General features: G+C 60.2%; 15 protein-coding genes and 1 pseudogene. 11 read left to right on the plus strand and 5 right to left on the minus strand.

Annotated elements, in window-relative coordinates; all coding sequences use genetic code 11:
* Nucleotides 1-113: 113 nt before the first annotated feature.
* Nucleotides 114-875, minus strand: a complete 762-nt coding sequence (locus tag AAFX04_13400) for a LytTR family DNA-binding domain-containing protein (protein MEO1046431.1) — start codon at nt 873-875, stop codon at nt 114-116.
* A 33-nt stretch (nt 876-908) separates the two neighbouring features.
* The gene (locus AAFX04_13405; protein ID MEO1046432.1) at nt 909-2,048 is read right to left on the minus strand and encodes a histidine kinase; all 1,140 of its coding nucleotides are present in this window, start codon (nt 2,046-2,048) and stop codon (nt 909-911) included.
* Nucleotides 2,049-2,231: 183 nt separating this feature from the next.
* Here AAFX04_13405 and AAFX04_13410 point away from each other — a divergent pair, with 183 nt between their 5' ends.
* The gene (locus AAFX04_13410; GenBank protein ID MEO1046433.1) at nt 2,232-2,807 is read left to right on the plus strand and encodes a hypothetical protein; all 576 of its coding nucleotides are present in this window, start codon (nt 2,232-2,234) and stop codon (nt 2,805-2,807) included.
* A gap of 29 nt (nt 2,808-2,836) precedes the next feature.
* On the opposite strand, the gene AAFX04_13415 is transcribed toward AAFX04_13410, so the two are convergent.
* The 3 genes from AAFX04_13415 to AAFX04_13425 form a co-directional block, all read right to left on the minus strand.
* The gene (locus AAFX04_13415) at nt 2,837-4,684 is read right to left on the minus strand and encodes an AMP-dependent synthetase/ligase (protein ID MEO1046434.1); all 1,848 of its coding nucleotides are present in this window, start codon (nt 4,682-4,684) and stop codon (nt 2,837-2,839) included.
* A gap of 156 nt (nt 4,685-4,840) precedes the next feature.
* A complete protein-coding gene (gene ggt, locus AAFX04_13420; protein MEO1046435.1) occupies nt 4,841-6,538 on the minus strand; it encodes a gamma-glutamyltransferase in 1,698 nt (565 codons plus the stop codon).
* A gap of 54 nt (nt 6,539-6,592) precedes the next feature.
* Nucleotides 6,593-7,630, minus strand: a complete 1,038-nt coding sequence (locus tag AAFX04_13425; protein ID MEO1046436.1) for a quinone-dependent dihydroorotate dehydrogenase — start codon at nt 7,628-7,630, stop codon at nt 6,593-6,595.
* A gap of 191 nt (nt 7,631-7,821) precedes the next feature.
* On the opposite strand from AAFX04_13425, the gene AAFX04_13430 reads away from it, so the two are divergent.
* The 10 genes and pseudogenes from AAFX04_13430 (at nt 7,822) to AAFX04_13475 (ending at nt 17,648) form a co-directional block, all read left to right on the plus strand.
* Nucleotides 7,822-9,696, plus strand: coding sequence for a DUF885 domain-containing protein (locus AAFX04_13430; GenBank protein ID MEO1046437.1), 1,875 nt, complete (start codon nt 7,822-7,824; stop codon nt 9,694-9,696).
* 249 nt (nt 9,697-9,945) lie between these two features.
* Nucleotides 9,946-10,797: a helix-turn-helix domain-containing protein gene (locus AAFX04_13435; GenBank protein MEO1046438.1), complete on the plus strand. Its 852-nt coding sequence runs from the start codon at nt 9,946-9,948 to the stop codon at nt 10,795-10,797.
* Between the two features lie 121 nt (nt 10,798-10,918).
* Complete coding sequence (locus AAFX04_13440) at nt 10,919-11,449, plus strand: Rrf2 family transcriptional regulator (GenBank protein ID MEO1046439.1); 531 nt, start codon at nt 10,919-10,921, stop codon at nt 11,447-11,449.
* Nucleotides 11,439-12,950, plus strand: a complete 1,512-nt coding sequence (gene sufB / locus AAFX04_13445; protein ID MEO1046440.1) for a Fe-S cluster assembly protein SufB — start codon at nt 11,439-11,441, stop codon at nt 12,948-12,950. Before AAFX04_13440 ends, sufB begins: the two co-directional genes overlap by 11 nt.
* A gap of 68 nt (nt 12,951-13,018) precedes the next feature.
* On the plus strand, nt 13,019-13,990 hold the full coding sequence (locus AAFX04_13450; GenBank protein MEO1046441.1) for a hypothetical protein: 972 nt from the start codon (nt 13,019-13,021) through the stop codon (nt 13,988-13,990).
* Nucleotides 13,991-13,992: 2 nt separating this feature from the next.
* Nucleotides 13,993-14,736: a Fe-S cluster assembly ATPase SufC gene (gene sufC, locus AAFX04_13455; protein MEO1046442.1), complete on the plus strand. Its 744-nt coding sequence runs from the start codon at nt 13,993-13,995 to the stop codon at nt 14,734-14,736.
* On the plus strand, nt 14,733-15,059 hold the full coding sequence (locus tag AAFX04_13460) for a hypothetical protein (GenBank protein ID MEO1046443.1): 327 nt from the start codon (nt 14,733-14,735) through the stop codon (nt 15,057-15,059). The genes sufC and AAFX04_13460 overlap by 4 nt, the downstream gene beginning before the upstream one ends.
* Nucleotides 15,056-15,817 (plus strand): SufD family Fe-S cluster assembly protein, encoded by a 762-nt coding sequence (locus AAFX04_13465; protein ID MEO1046444.1) that lies wholly within the window; start codon nt 15,056-15,058, stop codon nt 15,815-15,817. The genes AAFX04_13460 and AAFX04_13465 overlap by 4 nt, the downstream gene beginning before the upstream one ends.
* Nucleotides 15,818-15,930: 113 nt before the next feature.
* A pseudogene (locus tag AAFX04_13470) lies at nt 15,931-17,115 on the plus strand (cysteine desulfurase).
* 26 nt (nt 17,116-17,141) lie between these two features.
* Complete coding sequence (locus AAFX04_13475; protein MEO1046445.1) at nt 17,142-17,648, plus strand: SUF system Fe-S cluster assembly protein; 507 nt, start codon at nt 17,142-17,144, stop codon at nt 17,646-17,648.
* The last annotated feature ends 78 nt before the right edge of the window (nt 17,649-17,726 follow it).

The following is a 17,726-nucleotide window of genomic DNA, read 5'->3' on the forward strand; positions in this document are numbered from 1 at the left end:
CCCTGACCGCAGCCACCGTTTCGCTGGCTTCGATCCAGGCCATCATCGTCTGACAATACCAACCGGCCGCCGGACAAAGCCTTCCCGATTATCCGGCGGTCAGGGCCGGGCCGTCAGCGCCCGGCCAGTTTCTTCACCTGTGTCAAATAGGTCCGGCCGATCCGCAACTCGGTGCCGTCATCGAGCAACGTCAGCCACACTCCACCGCCTTCATGGCGCAATCCCTTGATAAAATCCTTGCGCACAATGTGCGAACGGTGCGTACGCACAAATTGCTCCGGATTAAGCCGCGATTCGAGTGCCTTGATCGTTTCGTGCAGCAAATAGCTGCGCGGCCCGACATGGAGCCGCATATAATCGCGTTCGGCCTCGATACGATCGATCCGGCCAACATCGATACGCTTTAGCTCGGAGCGATGCGGCACCCAGAATTCGCGCGCCCAGTCGCTCTGCAACCCGTCACTGTCCATATTGTCGGCACTGGTGCCGACGACATCGCCATTGAGTGCAGGCAAGCGTTCGCGCAGCCGCGTAATCGCCCGCTTCAGCCGGTCGAGCGCCACCGGCTTGAGCAGATAATCGACCGCCGCGAGATCGAACGCCTCAACCGCAAAGCGGTCATAGGCGGTGACAAAAATAATCGCCGGAGGGCGACCCTGTGCCGCCAGCGCCTTGGCCAGGCCGATACCGTCCATGCGCGGCATATTGATATCGACCAGCAGCAGCTCGGGGTGCAGCCCCTCAGCCATGCGCAGCGCCGATACACCGTCATTGGCGGTGCCGACCAGATCTATTCCATCGACCTGGTCACATAATAGCTGCAGCCGCTCGACCGCGAGCGGCTCGTCATCGACAATCATTGTCCTTATCATCAATTACCCTCTTTTCTCCCCCGCCGCGTGCTGTGATCAGGTCAGCTCATCGGCACTGCTGCGCCGCGATATCGGCAAGGTCAGCCGCGCGCTGAAGCCGCCGCCGGGATGCGCCTCGGTGAGCAGGGTACCAGCGTTGCCGAAACGGGTTTCCAGCCGGTCGCGGACATTGGCGATGCCGATGCCGTTGCTGTCATCTCCGCCCAGATCGACCGTAACCGGGTCGCCATCATCATGCACGGTGATAACCAGCAGGTCACTCTCGCTATGGGCGCTGATCGATACGGTGACCGGACGTGATGTCCGCGACACACCATATTTGATCGCGTTTTCAACCAGTGGCTGCAGAATCAGCCCGGGGACGCATACATCCATCAGATCGTCCGGGATATCGATGGCAATACGCAGCCGCTCGGGGAAACGTACTTTCTCGATATCGAGATAGAGCCGCTGCAGGTCGACTTCCTCGGACAGCGGCACATCATCGAGCGGATCGCCCGACAGGCTGTTGCGATAAAAGGTCGAGAGATTCATGATCATCGCATCGGCTTCATGCGGCTTGTTGCGCAGCACCAGCGAAGACAGCGAATTGAGTGTGTTGAACAGAAAATGCGGATTGACCTGATAGCGCAGCGAGCGCAGCTCCGCCTGCTGTGCCGCCTGGGCAAAACGCGCGGCACGACGTTCGGCAAAGCGAACCTCGCCGGCATAGCTCATCGCCAGATATAGCGCGGCCCATGCGACGAGGAAGAAATAGCGCGCAGTCGCAACCTCCATGATTACCCCGCCGGGCGGCAGGTTCTGAAATTCCTCCAGCGCCTTCTGATCGCGAAACAGGCTGGCCGGGTCGTAGAGATTATAGACCAGATAGCTGAACACACCGATCAGCAGCGCACAGGGTACGGCCCCGACAAAGGCGCTGGCAATGCGTATGCCGAGCGGCTTGCGGTCGAAACCGCGCATGATCGCGTACAGGCCAAGCGTAGCGCCGATGCCCAGCAAAGTGACGACAACGCGCCGCGCCGCCAACTCACTCTGGTCGACCGGATAATCGATCACCAGCGAGCGCAATGTGGTGACGATCACGTAAAACAGCCAGAAGCCGAGAATGGACAGCAGGGCAACCTGGATGTCGACAGCTGGCCTGCCCAGCAGTGCGGGACGGTTCTTCATCATGCGCCGCTGTCTAGCAGAACCCGGCCCTGCTTGTCGCCTTTTCGCAGCATGGCTTGTCGAACCAGCCCCCGCCTTGGTCGAAACACCGGGCGACCAAGGCCTTTCGTCGAACCCGTGTCGACGCGCTTAACCAAATACTAACCATAAAGGGCGACACTGGCACCATTACAAGGAGCCGGAATGATGCGCGAAAACAGGGCGAACCATCGCGGCCGCAACGGGCCCGGACAAGGCAGCAATACCCTTTTTGTCGCCGAGATGCGCGAATTTGCCAGCTTTTCCCCTGCTGCCCAGCGCTATATCAAGCGCTCGCTCGATATTGGTCTGGCGCGCGCCGATGCTTTTGCGCTCTGGGCCCGCAATCGGGAGGAATCCTGCTCGATCCGCTCACAATATCTCCATTATCAGGTGCTTGCCGATATTCGCGAGCAGCTGCCATCGCCAGGCGCACGCGGCTGCCCCGAAGATATGCTGGCACAGCTGATCACCCTGGGCATTTTCGATCTGTCGCAGGGCGCGCTCGACAGCTTCTCCTCCTACCGCTTCCTCTATGAGCGGCTGCTGTCGGCAGCAGCACGGCCATGGCTGCCAAGCAGCTTCTGCGCCGCCGCCGCCGCACCGGAATTGGCACCCAGAAGGCGCAAGGAATTGCTGCAATCGATCAGCGAAGCCGCCGCCACTGCACCCGGATGGTCCGACCGCGAGCCGGTTTTCCTGCCCGAATGGGTCGACAAGATCCCGCTGGCAAAAGCGGCCTGAGCCGCCAGGCCCGGTCGCCTCTTTTCCGATCAGCTCCTGTAGAGACCGTCGATACGCTCTTTATAGCGCTCTCGGATGACATGGCGCCGGATCTTCATTGACGGTGTCATTTCCTCATTCTCGATGGCAAAGGGCTCGTCGGCAAAGACGAAACGGCGCACCTTCTCGATCACCGACAGATCCTTGTTGACCCGGTCGACCGCCCCGCGGATCGCGGTCTTGAAGGCCGGGCAGTCCTGCAGCTCGGCAAAATCATATTTCTTGCCCTCGCTGCGCGCCCATTCCAGTGCCCATTCCGGATCAGGCACGATCAGCCCGACGACATAGGGCCGCTTGTCGCCCGACACCATTGCCTGCAATATTTCCGGCTGCAGCGTCAGCATCCCCTCGACCTTTTGCGGGCTGACATTATCACCCTTGTCATTGACGATCAGGTCCTTTTTGCGGTCGGTGATGACGATCCGGCCGGCTTCGTCAATATGGCCGATATCGCCGGTGTGCAGCCATGGCGCTTCATCCTCGCCATCTCCCGGCAGCTTCTTCAGCACCCGTGCGGTTTCTTCGGGATTGCGCCAATAGCCGTGCATCACCAGCTCACCGCGCACCAGTATCTCGCCATCATCGGCGATGCGTACCTCGGTATCGATCAGCGGTGGCCCGACCGTATCCATTTTCAGGCCGGTTTGCGGACGGTTGCAGGCGATGATCGGCGCCGCTTCGGTCTGGCCATAGCCCTGCAGCATGGTGAGGCCGAGCGACTGGAAGAACACGCCGATATCCGGGTTGAGCGGCGCGCCGCCCGAGACCATCGCCTTGATCCGCCCGCCAAAGCGCTGGCCGACCTTGGGCCGCAGCGTACGGTTGAGCACGAAGTTCATCGGCTTGTCGCGCAGCCTCTTGCGGCCTTCCGCCTCTTTCTCGCCGATCTTCAGCGCCTTATCGAGCAGGTAATTGGCGACCTTGCCCTGTTGCTTCAGCGTTTTCAGCATCCGTGCGCGCAGCACTTCGAACAATCGCGGCACCACCACCATCAGCGTCGGGCGCACCTCTTCAATATTGCTCGCCAGCTTTTCCAGTCCCTCGGAATAATAGATCTGCGCGCCCAGGCCGATGGGGAAGAACTGGCCGGCGCTGTGTTCATAGGCATGGCTGAGCGGCAGGAAGGACAGGAATACCTCATCGTCCCAGGAAAAGTCGTGCTTGATAACTTCGGTCGGGCCTTTGACATTGTGCAATATCGCGCCGTGATGCTGCATCACCCCGCGCGGCGCGCCGCCGGTTCCGCTGGTATAGATCAGACAGGCCAGATCATCGCGGGTCACGGTCGCCATTTGCTGGCGCACCTTGTCCAGCGCCGTGGCAATATCGGCTTCGTCTCCGGCCACCAGCTCCTCCCAGCGGGTATAATCATAGCCGCTGGCCTGGGCGATCCTGAGGTCTTCCATGCCGATGACATGATGGCAATCGCTGGCGCGCAACACCGCCGGAAGCAGCGTCTGCGCCAGCTTTGCGCTGGAGACGATAACCGCGCTCGAGCGGCTGTTGTTGAGGATATGCAGATGGTCCCGTTCGGTATTGGTGGTATAGGTCGGCACGGTGACACAGCCCGCCGCCATGATCGCCAGATCGGCAATGCACCATTCGGGCCGGTTTTCCGACACCAGCATCACCCGATCGCCCTTTTTCAGGCCCAGTTTTTTCAGACCCCCGGCGAGCAGCGCCATTTGTGCCGCCGCCTGATTCCAGCTGACCGGCTGCCATTCGCCATCGCGTTTGGCCCAGAGAAATGGAGCATCGCCCTGCTCGGCGACGCGCGCGAGAAACATCTCGACCAGATTATTGTATCGGTCGAACTGCTCAAGTGATTTATCGATCATAACGTCCCGGCACCCCTCTCCCAGAATCTCTCATGGTCTTGCGCCATGTTCGGGCCATATTGTCTGTTCCAGATAAGCGGGATTGCAACAGGCTGCAAATCTCTGTGCACCATCATCCACGCGCCTATTAGGCATCCACGCGCCTATTAGGTCCGGCTATTCGCTGAGCGCGACCCCTTCGCTGCGCGGATCGGCGGCACCAACCCAGCCTTTGGGCGTCAAGGCCACGGCATTGACCTTGGACGGCAGGCCGGTGATCACCATGGTCCGGCCAAAATCGGTCAGTTCAGTGGACATGTCCGCCAATGGTGTGCCACGTTCGAGCAGCACCGCATCGCCACCGAAATAGATATTCGGCATGGCAATCGCCTGGTCGATCGGCAGGTCGAAATCGATAAAGCCGATCAGCGTCTTGGTGACGTGCATGATGATCCGTTTGCCGCCGGCCGAACCCAGCGCCAATATCGGCTTGCCGTCCTTGTAGACGATGGTTGGCGACATCGATGAGAGCGGTCGCTTGCCGGGCTGGACACGATTGGCCACCGGTGCGCCGTCCCTCGTCGGGGCAAAGGTGAAATCGGTCAGCTCATTGTTGAGGAACATGCCGCCGGCGATCAGCTGGCTGCCAAACGGCCCCTCAATGGTCGATGTCATGCTGACCAGATTGCCGTCTCGGTCGCGCGCGACAAAATGGGTAGTGCCCGATACTTCACCGGAAATCGCGGCAGTGCGCGGCGCTGATCCCGGCGGATTGCCCGCCTCATAGCTGTTGCGCGCGCGCGCGGGCGAAATCATGGCCGAACGGGTGGCGAGATAGTCCGGGTCGATCAACCCGGCAACCGGCACCGATATGAAATCGGCATCGGCCAGATAGCTTTCGCGATCGGCATAAGCGAGCTGCATCGCCTCGGCGATCAGATGCCAGGCCTTTGGATTGTCCGGGCCCAGCGCTTGCATGTCGAAGGCGCTCAGGGTGCCGAGAATCTGCAACACGGTGGTCGCGCCCGATGATGGCGGGCCCATGCCGCAGATTCTATATTCGCGATAGGGCATGCACACCGCTGGCCGTTCTTTGGCTTCATAGGCAGCCAGGTCTGCCAGTGTCATTGCCGCCGGGCTGACGGGGGACTGGCTTACGGTCGCGACAATATCCTGCGCCACGGTACCGGTGTAGAAAGCGTCAGGCCCTTCCAGCGCGATGGTACGCAAGGTCTGCGCCAGCGCCTTGTTGACCACCTTGTCGCCCTGCTTTTTCGGCGCACCGTCCTGCCAATAGATATCGCGCGCCGCCGGGAAGCGGGCCCAGATGTCCTTCAGTCGGTCGAGTCGGCCCTCAAGCGTACGGTTAACGACATAACCCTGCTCCGCCAGCCGGATGGCCGGGGCGAACAGATCGGCCCAGGGCAGCTTGCCCCAGCGTTTGTGCGCTATCGCCATCAGCCGGATATTGCCGGGAACGCCGACGCTGTGCCCGCCCTGCACCGCATCGAAAAAGCCAAGTGGCTTGCCCTCGTCATCAAGAAACAGCGTCTCATCGACATAGGACGGCGCTTTTTCGCGCCCGTCAATGGTGTCAACGGCACCGGTGGTGGCATCATGGTGCAGCAGAAAACCACCGCCGCCAATGCCGCTGGATTGCGGCTCGACAACAGTCAGCGCCAGCATCATCGCCATCGCCGCATCGGTGGCACTGCCGCCCTTGCGCAATATTTCGCGCCCGGCCTCGGCCGCGCGTGGATCGGCGGCGGAGACCAGTCCGGAGCTTTCCGCTGGTGCGGTGCTGTCCTGGCAATAGGCCAGTGGGACCAGCGAGATGGAACAGATAAAGGCGAAGATGGCAGCGAGTTTTTTCATGACGAAATGCGTTAATGCCCGCATCGCACCTCGGCAAGACTTATAAGCCGCAGGCTATGCGGCATCGATCCCGATGGCATCGCGCAGTGTCGCCAAGCCATCGTGTTCGAGCAAGTGCAACAATCCGTGGTTGATCTGCTGCGCCAGGCCGACGCCGTGATAGACCAGTGCACTGTAAATCTGGACCAGCGAGGCGCCGGCGCGGATACGTTCATAGGCACTTTCGGCGCTGTCGATACCGCCCACTGCGATCAGCGGGATAGCACCACCGGTGGCGGCGCGAAAATCCTTCAGCCGCTGCAGAGCCAGCGATGCCAGTGGTGCCCCGGACAGGCCGCCGGCCTCCCCGGCATGCGACGATGCCAGTGGCGGCCGGGAAATGGTGGTGTTGCCGATAATCAGCGCATCGAGTCGCCTGTCGATGGCGATGCGGGCAATCGCATCGATATCCGCCGGTTCGAGATCGGGCGCGAGTTTGAGGAAAAGCGGCACTTCTATGTCGCCGCGCGCTTCTATCACCGCATCGAGCAAGCCGGTAAGTGCCGATTCGTCCTGCAGCGCACGCAGGCCGGGCGTATTGGGTGAGCTGATATTGATCGTCAGATAATCGGCCAGTGGTGCCATCATCAGCGCCATGGCGGCATAATCGGCAATGCGGTCGGCGCTGTCCTTGTTGGCGCCAATATTGGCACCGATAATGCCCGGAAGCCCGCGCCACGAGCTGAGCCGCGCCGCCACCACATCGGCACCATCATTGTTGAATCCCATGCGGTTGATCACCGCTTCATCCTCGGTCAGCCGGAACAGCCGCGGCTTCTGATTGCCCGCCTGTGGCCGTGGCGTCACCGTGCCGATCTCGGCATAGCCAAAGCCGAAATTGAGCATCTGGCGCGCCACCTCGGCATTTTTGTCGAAGCCGGGGGCAAGGCCGACAGGCGAGGGAAAAGTGATGCCGGCGACATTGACCGCAAGGCGAGGATCGATGGCGCCTGCACCCAGCGCCGGGACAAAGCGCAGCCCGGCCAGCGTCAGCCGGTGCGCTTTCTCGGCGTCGAGCGTAAACAGCAAAGGGCGAGCGAGCGAGTAGAGCATGGTGGTTAGTGGCTGATTGGCTCCGCCCCCCTTGGCAGGGCTTTGCCCCGGTGACAAGCAGCGCAGTGTGATTGTCGACGATGTTTTATCGATCATAGCTGCCACCGATATTCAGTGCTGCTTGTGTTCATTCCGCCAAAGTGCAACATCTGCGCGCAATTTTTCGCATAAGACCCTGTTGGAGAGACCATATGTCGCGCCGTCACCATCTTCTTGCCACCCTGTCCGGCCTGCCATTGCTGGCACTGGCTGGATTCGCCGCCAGCGATGCAACCGCATCCGCCCCCGGATCTGGTGGCAGCGCCGCGCCGCAAACCGCCAAAGCCGAAGCGCAGGAACAGGACCAGGACGCGGCGCTGATGGCGTTTTTCAAGAAAGTCGATGCTGCCAATGTCGCTTCATCACCTCTCGCCAAGGCATTTCGCGGCATTCGCGATGAGGATTATGGCAAGTGGAACGACCCTTCCGATGCCAAGGCAGTCGAGGATTATGAACGCGGGCAAAAGGCGCTCGCCGAGATGCGGCTGCGCTTCGACCCGGAGATGCTGAACCCTTCCAACCGGCTGAGCTATCGCCTGTTCGAATATCAGATGGAGCGCGCGCAGCGTGCCTTCCCCTTCCGTGGCAATGACTATATTTTCGATCAGATGAACGGCGCCCAGGCCCAATTGCCCGCCTTCCTCATCAATATTCATCGCGTCGCCAGCAAGGCGGACGCCGAAGCCTATATCAGCCGGGTTCAGGGAATCGGTCCCTTGTTTGAAGAGCTTGTGGCGATGTCGGCCGAGCGTGCCGATAAAGGTGTGATGGTGCCCGACTGGGTGTTCCCCTATGTCATTTCCGATGCCCGCAACGTCACCACCGGGGCCCCGTTTGACGATGGCGAGGACTCGGCGCTTTATGCCGACCTCAAGGCCAAGGTCGACCGGCTGGACCTGGCCCAGGAGGAGAAGGACGCGCTGATCGCCGCCGGGCGCGAAGCGATGCTGACCAGCATGGCCCCCGCCTATGCCAGGCTGATCGCCGAAATGGAGCGGCAACAGGCCATGGCCAGCGATGGCGACGGCGTGTGGCGCTTCGATGACGGTGCGATCTACTATGCCGAGCGACTGCAAAACTATACCACCACCGGTCTCACCCCTGACGAGATTCACCAGATCGGACTCGACAATGTCGCGCGCATCCATGGTGAAATGCGCAAGATCATGGATGATGTCGGCTTTGAAGGCAGCCTGCAGGACTTTTTCAAACATGTCCGCACATCGGATGAATTTTTCTACGACACGCGCGAGGCCTATCTCGCCGATGCCAATGCCCGGATCGCGGCGATGGAAAAGGCGCTACCCGGCTTTTTCAACACCCTGCCCAAGGCACCGCTAACGGTGAAGCCGGTCGAGGCGTTTCGCGAAAAATCCGCCGGCAAGGCTTTTTATCAGCGCCCCGCGCCCGATGGCTCGCGCCCCGGCACCTATTATGTCAATCTCTACAATCTGAAAGACATGTCGAAGAACGAGCTGGAGGCGCTGGCCTATCATGAGGCGCTGCCCGGCCACCATCTGCAGCTGGCGATCCAGACCGAGCTGGGCGCACTGCCGGCCTTTCGCCGCTTTGGCGGGGTGACCGCCTATTCCGAAGGCTGGGGCCTGTATTCGGAAGAGCTGGGCAAGGATATGGGCTTTTACACGGACCCCTATTCCGATTTTGGCCGCCTCGGCATGGAATTATGGCGCGCCTGTCGTCTGGTGGTGGATACCGGTATCCACCACAAACGCTGGAGCCGCGAGGAAGCGATCGCCTATCTCACCGAGAATACGCCCAACCCGTCAGGCGATATCCGCAAGGCGATCGAGCGCTATATCGTCTATCCCGGCCAGGCGACCGCCTATATGATAGGCAAGCTGAAAATCATGGAATTGCGCGCCCGTGCCCGGCAGCAGCTTGGTCCACGCTTCAGCTATGGCGATTTTCACGATGTGATCCTGCGCTCCGGTCCGGTGCCGCTGACCATCATGGAAGAGCGAGTCGACAACTGGATTCGCAAGGAACTGGCCACCGCAGGCGACTGATTACCCGCGCTTGCGACAAGGTCCCTGCAAGCCGGGCGATGTTTTTCGGGCATCGCGGCAAACATGGCGAATCCATCCAATATTCTCCGGATGTAACGACATATATAGATGGAGCGACCCGAAGGGCTCCATACATCACGTAAGGGGTTCTTTCACTGAGGCGACCCGGCTTTTCCGCAAGTAAGGGCAGGGTCGCCTTTTTTTTGTTGGTTTTCTGAGTTATAAGGCGACTCAGGGGTCGTAACCAACATGATGGGTCGCATGCCTTCACTCGATTATCATGCGCCGGCGGAAACGCTGCGCGACTATGTGTCGATTTATTATCATTTCGACTGTCCGGACGAAGCGTTCGAGGACATAGAGCGCGCGGCCGTGGCCCAGGTCCGCTTCATTCTCACCGGCGAAGCCGATATGTCTTTTGCAGACGGGCACGAGACCCATGCATCGGGCACCGTGCTGGTCGGTCCGACCTCCGGTTTCAATCGCTTCTCCATCACTGGCCCGTTCCGCATGTTCGGCATGGGGCTGCTGCCCGCCGGCTGGGGCGCGGTGACATCGCGCTCGGCGGCAGAAATCACCGACCGCGCCATCTCCGCCACCGATTTCTTCCCCGATATCCACAAGCATCTCGATGCGTTGCAGCAATGCAGTTGCGTCGAAGAGATGGCGAAGCGCGCCGATGTGGTGTTGCGCCGGCTGGTCGCCGCCTCGTCGCCCGATATCCTGACCTTCACCGATACCGTTGACGCCTGGCTCGCCGCCGACCCCTCACCCAGCGTGCCCGAGCTGCGCGAACAGACCGCGCTGTCGGCACGGCAGCTGGCGCGCAAGGTGAAGCATTATTACGGCATGTCGCCTAAATATCTGTCGCGCAAATATCGCGCGCTGCGCGCCGCGCGGGCGCTGGTCGATGCCAATGATGATGATGCCGATTATCTGCGCGATGCCTTTTACGACCAGTCGCACATGATCCGCGAGCTCAAAATCTTTGCCGGTATGACGCCCAATGAAATACGCTATCGCGAGGGCATTATCGCCAAGATGATCGATCAGCGCAGCCAGTTTGATGGCGAAATCAGTGCTCTGACCACGCGCACCTGACAGTGGATCATCCCGCATAGCGCAGCAGAATCTCCTTGCAAAAAGGCGCAAAACACGTCATTTGATAAATCATACTGAATTGGTCTGATTTAATGTCTGACCCCGATTTACCGAGGAATTTGTGCGTCTTTCCAGTCTTGCCGATTATGCCGTTGTGCTGATGAGTGCCGCTGCGAGCCATTGCGGCGCCCGTGCCGTCATCGCTGCCGGATCGGGGCAAAACGCGACCAAAAGCTCTGGCCGCCATAGCGCCCGCCAGCTTGCCGAGCAAACCGGCATCCCGCTGCCGACGGCGCAAAAGCTGGTCAGCCGCCTCGCCGCGGCTGAACTGATCGACTCGACACGCGGTGCCGGTGGCGGCATTCGCCTCGCCCGTCCGCCCGCGACGATAACCCTGACCCAGATTGTCGAGGCAGTCGACGGACCGATTGCGGTCACGTCCTGCCTCGAACCCGGTCATGTCGAGTGCATGCTCGAATCAACCTGCAGCGTCAAACCGCATTGGGCGGTGGTCAATCGCTCGATCCGCAATGCGCTCGACGCGGTGACGCTGGCCGATCTGGTGCGCGCGCCCGGGGCTGCCCCGCGGCTCGTTGTTTCCGAACCGTCTTCTTCCTCTCCGTCCAAGATGGAACATCTACATGACCGATAATAATAATGACACCCTTGCGCGTGAAAATGCCAGCCGCGAACGCGACCCCGATGCCTGGGAAGCAGCGGAAAAGGCCAGCAGCTATGAGCATGGCTGGTCGAGCGATATCGAGCAGGAATTCGCGCCCAAGGGTCTGAATGAGGATACAGTCCGTTTCATCTCCAACAAGAAGCAGGAACCAGAATGGATGCTCGAATGGCGCCTCAAGGCGTTTCGCATCTGGCAGACGATGACCAGCCCCGATTGGGCAAAACTCAACGTGCCGCCGATCGACTATCAGGACGCATATTATTATGCCGAGCCGACCAAGAAGGTTGAACTCGACAGTCTCGATGATCTCGATCCCGCGATCCGCGAAACCTATGAGAAGCTCGGCATTCCGCTCGAAGAGCAGAAGGTACTCGCCAATGTGAAGGGCGCGCGCAAGGTTGCTGTCGATGCGGTGTTCGACTCGGTTTCGGTCGCCACCACCTTCCGCGAGGAGCTGAGCAAGGCCGGCGTGATCTTCATGTCGATCAGCGAGGCCATCCGCGAGCATCCTGAATTGGTGCGCAAATATCTCGGCAAGGTAGTGCCGGTGAAGGATAATTATTTCGCCGCGCTGAACTGCGCCGTGTTCTCCGATGGCACCTTTGTCTATATCCCTGAAGGCGTGCGCTGTCCGATGGAGCTCTCTACCTATTTCCGCATCAATGCTGAGAATACCGGCCAGTTTGAGCGCACACTCATCGTTGCCGACAAGGGCAGCTATGTCTCCTATCTTGAAGGCTGCACCGCGCCGCAGCGCGACGAGAACCAGCTCCACGCCGCGGTGGTCGAGCTGGTCGCGCTCGACGATGCCGAGATCAAATATTCCACCGTGCAAAACTGGTATCCTGGCGATGAAGAGGGCAAGGGCGGTATCTATAATTTCGTCACCAAGCGCGGCCTGTGTCAGGGCAGGCGCTCGAAAATCAGCTGGACCCAGGTCGAGACCGGCAGCGCCATCACCTGGAAATATCCGTCTTGTGTGCTGAATGGCGAGGACAGTGTCGGCGAGTTTTACTCGGTGGCTTTGACCAACAATTACCAGCAGGCCGATACTGGCACCAAGATGATCCACAATGCGCCGGGCACCCGCTCGACCATCATCTCCAAGGGCATCAGTGCCGGCAAGTCGGACAATACTTATCGCGGCCTGGTGCGTGTCGCCCCGAGGGCGGAGAATGTCCGCAACTTCACCCAGTGCGACTCGCTGCTGCTCGGCGACACCTGCGGCGCGCACACCGTGCCCTATATCGAGGTCAAGAACCCGACCGCCACCATCGAGCATGAGGCGACCACCAGCAAGATCAGCGATGATCAGATGTTCTACGCCATGCAGCGCGGTCTGGACGAGGAAAACGCCGTCGGCCTGATCGTCAACGGCTTCGCCAAAGAGGTGCTGAAAGAACTGCCGATGGAATTTGCTGTCGAAGCGCAGAAACTGCTGGCGATTTCGCTCGAGGGGTCGGTTGGGTGATTCTGGCCGCACTTCTTCTATTCGGAACGGTATCCGGGTCAGCCGCACCCTGCGATGAACTGTGCGTCATGCAAAGCGGCCAGCCGCAAATTGCCCTCTACCTGGCCGAGGGGCGGCCCGAATGGGCGGATGTCGCACCAGAGAAGCTGGCGGACTATGCCAGCTGCGCGATCATGGCCATCGAGCAGGACGAGCGTACACCATTTGCGGATTTTGACGAAACCGATGCGCTGATTGCCCTCGCATCGGAAGCATGCGCAGAGCAACGCGCCAATTTTGACACCGCCATGGGCAGTTATCTGGTCGAGAATGGCTATTTCAGCACTAGCGAAGAAGCACGCGACCAGTTCACGCTGCTGCGCGCTATGGCGTTTATCGGCGCGATCACTAACCGCTTCGATAACGATACCGGCAGCCTGTCCCCTGCCAGCACCTATTTCGTCAGCCGCTTGCCGCTCCTGTACACCACCACACAGGGCGAAGACGAATATGCGGCGGACTCTGGCGCCGCCAGCACACCGATATGCAGCGAGATGTGCATCATGGCCGATTCGCAGGAATTTCTCAGCGATATCACCAGCAGGCCTCGGCCCGAATGGGCGCGCATCATGATCACGCAAATGCCCCCCTATGCCTCATGCGGTGTGCGGGTGATATCGGCTAGCGGCGCAACGCTGTATGAGGATTTTGACGAGACCGACCGGCTGTTTGATCGCGCCTTTGTCGAGTGCGCCGAAGAGCGCACCGCCTTTGACAAGGCTGTCCGTGCCAAAGTGCTTGATGATGGTGTGTTTGAGAACGCCGCACAGGCCGATGCGCAGATCGCGCCGCTGCGGGCCATGCTTTTCGGCGCGCGGATGGCTGATATCTTCGACACACAGTCCGGCCTTGACAGCCCCGGCGATCGATATGCCGCCAGCCGTTTCCCAGAATTCTACAATAGTTTCCAGAAAAGGCGGTTGGGTGTCCCCGCGACCAAGCCCCCACCACCCATAACGTTAACACCTGCGCCATCGGCCTCCCCCGAGACGAAAGACTGACCATGCTCAAAATTGACAATCTCCACGCCGCCATTGGCGACAAGACAATCCTCAAAGGCCTCTCGCTCGAACTGAATCCCGGCGAAGTCCATGCGATTATGGGGCCCAATGGTGCGGGCAAATCGACCCTCTCCTATGTGCTGGGCGGGCGCGATGGCTATGAGGTGACCGAGGGCAGTGCCACTTTTAGCGGCGAGGATATTCTTGACATGGACCCGCATGAGCGCGCTGCAGCGGGCCTGTTTCTGGGTTTTCAATATCCGGTCGAAATCCCCGGCGTGTCCAATCTGCAATTCCTGCGCGAGAGCCTGAATGCCCAGCGTCGTGCGCGCGGTGAGGAAGAGCTGTCCGGCGGCGCCTTTATCAAGCTGGCCAAGGAAAAGGCGGCGCTGCTCAAAATGGACATGGACATGCTCAAGCGCGCGGTGAATGTCGGCTTTTCCGGCGGCGAGAAGAAGCGCAACGAGATGGTTCAGATGGGCATTCTCGACCCCAGGCTCGCCATTCTCGACGAGACCGATAGCGGCCTCGATATCGATGCACTGCGCATTGTCGGCGAGGGCATCAATTCGATTATGCGCCAGCCCGATAAGGCAGTACTGCTGATCACCCATTATCAGCGCCTGCTCGACATTGTGAAACCTGATCATGTCCATGTCCTCGCCGATGGCCGTATCGTCAAATCGGGCGGCCCCGAACTGGCGCTGGAACTTGAAGAGCAGGGCTATGAGGCGATTGCCGCATGATTCTGCTCACGCTCCTTCTGTCTCTTCAGGCGGCATCGCAATCTTCACCGGAGTCGGTGGATGCAGAGATTGTTGTCATCGGCCAGCAGCTGAACAACCTGTCTGTCATGGTGGGGCGTGATCCCAAAGGTGATCTGACCTGCTCGCTCGACAAGTCGAGTGGCAGTCTGCGCCTCGACAAGCGCCTTTGTAAAACAGCCGCGAAATGTGTGCGTGACAATGAAGACAATCCATCTGACGCCGTCATCAAGGCGTGCATTGATGACAAGAAACCCAAATTGCTGGCGAAACTGCGCCGCGAAATGAAAGCCGAACGCCGATGAGTAACGTCCTCCCCCTACCCACTCGCCGCGATGAGAGCTGGCGCTATGGTGACCTGAAGGCATTGGAAGCCGTTTGGGGTGAATTGCCGCAGGGGCCCGAGCAGATCATCGTGCCCGCTGGCGATAAGCAGGTGAGGCAGATTATCCAACTCGTGCCTATTGGCGGTGTTTCTATAACCCATTTGGATGTTCGGCTTGAAGAACGGGCCGAGATGGCGCTGCATCTGCTTGCTGCGGACAATGATTATGGCCGCATCCATATCGAAGTGACGCTGGGCAAGGGCGCGCATTTTGAGCTGGGCGGCGCGATTATCGGCACTGGCGATCAGACGCTGGAGATTGTCACCGAAGTCACCCATGCCGAGCCTGAAGCCACCAGCAATCAGGTGGTCCGCTCGGTGCTGGGCGGCAAGGCCACCGGCTCGTTTCTCGGCAAGGTCAATGTCGCCCGCGATGCGCAGCGCACCGATGCCGAACAGTCGGTCAAGGCGATGCTGCTTGACCGCACCGCCACCGCCAATGCCAAACCCGAACTCGAAATCTTCGCCGATGACGTGCAATGCGCCCATGGTGCGACCGTCGGCGAGCTCGACAAACAGGCGCTGTTCTACATGGCCTCGCGCGGCATCGAGCCGGTCACGGCACAGCGGCTGATGCTGCAGGCGTTTATCGCCGACGCCTATGTGTCGGTGGAAGACGATGCGGCCCGTGAAGCGATTGAGGGGCGTGCACTTGAGGCACTGGAGGCGATCCTTTGAGTGAGGCTGTCAAAACTGCTCCCCTCCCGCCTGCGGGAGGGGCTGGGGGAAGGTCTTCTGACCATGCACTCCCTCCCCAAACCCCTCCCGTAAACGGGAGGGGCTTAAGAGACGACTTCCCCGGCCTAAGCACTGCGGACGGCCAGCGCTGGCATTATCTCGATACCGCCGCCTCAGCGCAGAAGCCGCAGCAGGTCATCGACGCGATGAGCCGCGCCATGGGCGAGGATTATGCCACTGTCCATCGCGGCGTCTATGCCCGTTCGGCCAATATGACCATGGCGTTTGAAGCCGCGCGTGAGCGGGTGGCGCGGTTCATCGGCGCAGCATCCCCCAATGAATGCGTGTTTGTCCGCGGTGCGACCGAGGGCATTAATCTGGTGGCGCAAAGCTGGGGTCGGCAGAATATTCAGGCGGGCGACCGCATCATGCTGAGCCAGTTGGAGCATCACAGCAATATCGTGCCATGGCAGTTGCTCGCCGAGGAAAAGGGCGCGCATATCGATATCTGCCCATTGACCGAAAATGGCGAGATCGACCTCGACTGGCTTGAGGCGAACCTCACCGAACAGCACAAAATGGTGGCGCTGGCGCATGTCTCTAATGTTCTCGGCTCCATCCTCGATGTGCCGCGCGCCGCCAAAGCCGTGCATGCTGTCGGTGCAAAGCTGTTGCTCGATGGCTGTCAGGCGGCGCCGCGGATGCGGCTCAACATGGCCGAGCTGGGCTGCGACTTTTATGTCTTTTCCGGCCATAAGCTTTACGGCCCCACCGGTGTCGGCGTGCTCTGGGCGCATGAAGAGACATTGAACGCCATGCCGCCTTATCAGGGTGGTGGCGCGATGATCGACCGGGTCACTTTCGACAAAACCACCTATGCCCCCGCGCCCGGCCGGTTTGAAGCAGGCACGCCGATGATTACCGAGGTGATCGCGCTGCATGCAGCTGTGGATTATGTCGATGCGCTAGACCCGGAAAAGCTGTTCCGGCATGAGGCCGAGCTGGTGCGGCAGACGCGTGAGCAACTCAGCCAGATCAACTCGATACGGCTGCTCGGGCCGGAGCAATCAGCGGGCATTCTCTCCTTCACCATGGAAGGGGTGCATCCGCATGACATCGGCACCATATTGGACGAAGAGCAGGTGGCAATCCGCGCCGGGCACCATTGCGCCCAGCCGCTGATGGACTATCTCGGCGTGCCCGCCACGGCGCGGGCGAGTTTCGGTCTCTATTCGGACGCGGACGATGTCGCGGCGCTGGTGCACGGCCTTAAACGCGTCGCGACAATATTTGGATGAAGCGCAGCAACAGGCAGGCAGGGCATATGAACGAGGAAGCCAAATTCAGCGTCGAGGAAGTCGACAGCGTCGAAGCGCCCAAAAAGGTGCGGGTAAATGATACCGTCGATGCCGCGCTGGCTGCAGAGAAGACGGCTGAGGGCCGGACCAATGCAGGCGAGCGCGAGAAGGACTATCTTGAAGGCTTTCTGGCACAGCAGCCGGGCGAGGCGATTCCCGATGGGCCGGGTGGCGCGCTGTACGATGCGGTGATCGAGACGCTGCGTGAAATTTACGACCCGGAAATTCCGGTCAACATCTATGATCTCGGCCTGGTTTACGGTGTCGAGGTTACCGAAGACGCGCATGCCATCGTCACCATGACCCTGACCACGCCGCATTGCCCGGTCGCCGAGACCATGCCCGGTGAAATCGAGATGCAGGTTGGCGCGGTGCCCGGTGTCGGCCATGCCGAGGTCAATCTGGTCTGGGATCCGCCCTGGGACCCGGGCAAGATGAGCGATGATGCAAAATTAGAGCTGGGTATGCTATGAGGATAGTCCTCTCCCCTTCAGGGGAGAGGGTTGGGAGAGGGGACTGTCCATTTAGTGTAGTGCAAGCGGATATCCCCC

The organism is Pseudomonadota bacterium, assembly GCA_039818985.1.
In the GTDB taxonomy this organism is placed as follows: domain Bacteria; phylum Pseudomonadota; class Alphaproteobacteria; order Sphingomonadales; family Sphingomonadaceae; genus Alterisphingorhabdus.